Raw genomic sequence first — 1,812 nt, forward strand, 5'->3', positions numbered from 1 at the left:
GCATAAATTTTGCGGCGCCTTGGATGTGTAAACCCGCTCGCTTTATGCACCGCTAAATTTCAGTAGCATTGGGGCCGCGCTAATTCGCAGGCGCCTTTTGCCTAGCTCTAATCTCGCTTGCCTTTTTATCCGCCACGCTTCCTAATCTTCCTAAAAAATTTAGCGCGCCTGCTGCGATATTTAACGCAAAAAGCCCAAATCCTACGCAGCCAAACTTGAAATTTTGCTTAGCGATTTCGCGCTTGCAGCGGCTGCAAAGCACTGGCTTGCAAGAATTACAAACCTCCGCGCAGCTTGCTGCGCTGGCATGATCTCGCGCGCTTGCTAAATTGCTTGTATCTGAAAAATTTTGCGTATCGGCGAAATTTTGCTCGCTAGCGAAATTTTGCGCACTTGATAAGTCTTGTGTCTGCGAAGAATCCCGCTCGTCCTCACAATCTTTCGCTTCCGAAGAATTTTTTTGATTTTCGCAACATTCCACGCTAGAAAAATCTTTAGAATTTTGCTCGCAGGGCTCGGGGTTCCGCCCGCTCGTTTCACTCGCTAAATTTGCCGAAAAATCCTGCGCATTTTCATCTAAATTTTTAGCTGCGTCTGCATTTTGGACGCCATAGTCAGCGTTTTTGTTTAAGCTGAAATCTATAGTGTCCAAAGCCTCGTTAGTTTGGGCCGAGTTGTGCACTCCGCTCTTTAAGCTTTGATTTTTCATCTCGCACCTTCGCTTATTTTTGACGCTGCAAGATCTGCTCGCCCGTAGCAGCGTCGATTAGCACCTCTTTTTTGCTCATGCCTTGGCGCAGTTTGACTTCGTATGCAGGCTTACCGCCGTTACTTTCTAAATCAACCTCGCGAAAATCCCAGCCGGCGTTTGCGCTAAGTGCTTTGGCGCGAGCGTCTGCGGCACTGATTTTGACCTGCGAATAATCAATTTTACTAGGCTTTAGCTTCTTTTGCGTTTGAGTCTTTAGAATTTCTCCGCTTTGAGCGTCGATTTTGATCTCGCTTTCGCTACCTTCTTTATACGACTCGATCTCATAGATGAGCCTTCCGTGCTCATCGTCGATTTCTACGCTTTTTATAGTCGCGTCACCAAAGTTTTGCTGTGCGATTCCTATTGCTTGATCGAATGAAACTTTAGCGTCTTTTTCGCTAAAACTTCCTGCGTTTAATGCGCCCACAAGGGCGAATGTAGCGGCGATTGTGCCTAAAGCTTTAAGATTTTTCATCTTTAATCCTTTTAATTTTATTTCCAAATTTTATTTTGGATGGCGCAATTTTAAAATTCCAAGATGAAGCTAAGATGAATACGCGCGGAATTTTAAAATTTCACAAAAATTTTGCTACGATTTATGAGATACGAAGCGCGGAATTTCCGAGCATTTACCAAAACGCCGTAAAATTTCAACTTGAAATTTTATCTCAAGGAACGCTTGTGCTTAGCTTTTTTAAAAATCCGTCGCAGCAGAAACTTATTTTTCTAAGCTCGCTTGCTTTTGTGATGTTTTTTAACTTCTCGTTTTTTAAAAATATCATAAATGCCTACGGAATCTCGGGGCTAAATTTTATCTATCTTGTCTGCGACATGGCAGCTTTGATCGCTTTTTTGACGCTATTTTTTACGATTTTTAGCTCGCGCTATACGACCAAGCCGATTTTGATGATCTGCTTTTTTATTTCGTCGTTTACAGCGTATTTTATGGATAGCTATAACGTCGTAATCGATTCTGAGATGATACGTAACGCAGCCCAGACGAACTTTGCCGAGTCAGCGGATCTTTTTAGCCCGAGACTAGCGATTTACGTGCTGGTACT

At 43.2% G+C, this 1,812-nt stretch carries 3 protein-coding genes; 1 reads left to right on the plus strand and 2 read right to left on the minus strand.

Annotated elements, in window-relative coordinates; all coding sequences use genetic code 11:
- Positions 1-79: 79 nt before the first annotated feature.
- Positions 80-709: a hypothetical protein gene (locus Q0256_RS08655; protein ID WP_297962249.1), complete on the minus strand. Its 630-nt coding sequence runs from the start codon at positions 707-709 to the stop codon at positions 80-82.
- 13 nt (positions 710-722) lie between these two features.
- Positions 723-1,226 carry a PepSY domain-containing protein gene (locus tag Q0256_RS08660; protein ID WP_297962251.1) on the minus strand — a complete coding sequence of 168 codons (504 nt, stop codon included), beginning with the start codon at positions 1,224-1,226 and terminating at the stop codon, positions 723-725.
- A 74-nt stretch (positions 1,227-1,300) separates the two neighbouring features.
- On the opposite strand from Q0256_RS08660, the gene Q0256_RS08665 reads away from it, so the two are divergent.
- Positions 1,301-1,812 (plus strand): DUF1705 domain-containing protein (locus tag Q0256_RS08665; RefSeq protein WP_297962253.1); only part of this gene is annotated, 512 nt, incomplete at its 3' end.

Origin of the sequence: uncultured Campylobacter sp. (assembly GCF_937949835.1) — a bacterium.
Classification (GTDB): domain Bacteria; phylum Campylobacterota; class Campylobacteria; order Campylobacterales; family Campylobacteraceae; genus Campylobacter_B.

Bases quoted from the DNA above. Each gene is read 5' to 3' on its own strand.
- Q0256_RS08660 (WP_297962251.1), bottom strand. From the start codon at position 1,226: ATGAAAAATCTTAAAGCTTTAGGCACAATCGCCGCTACATTCGCCCTT.
- Q0256_RS08655 (WP_297962249.1), bottom strand. From the start codon at position 709: ATGAAAAATCAAAGCTTAAAGAGCGGAGTGCACAACTCGGCCCAAACT.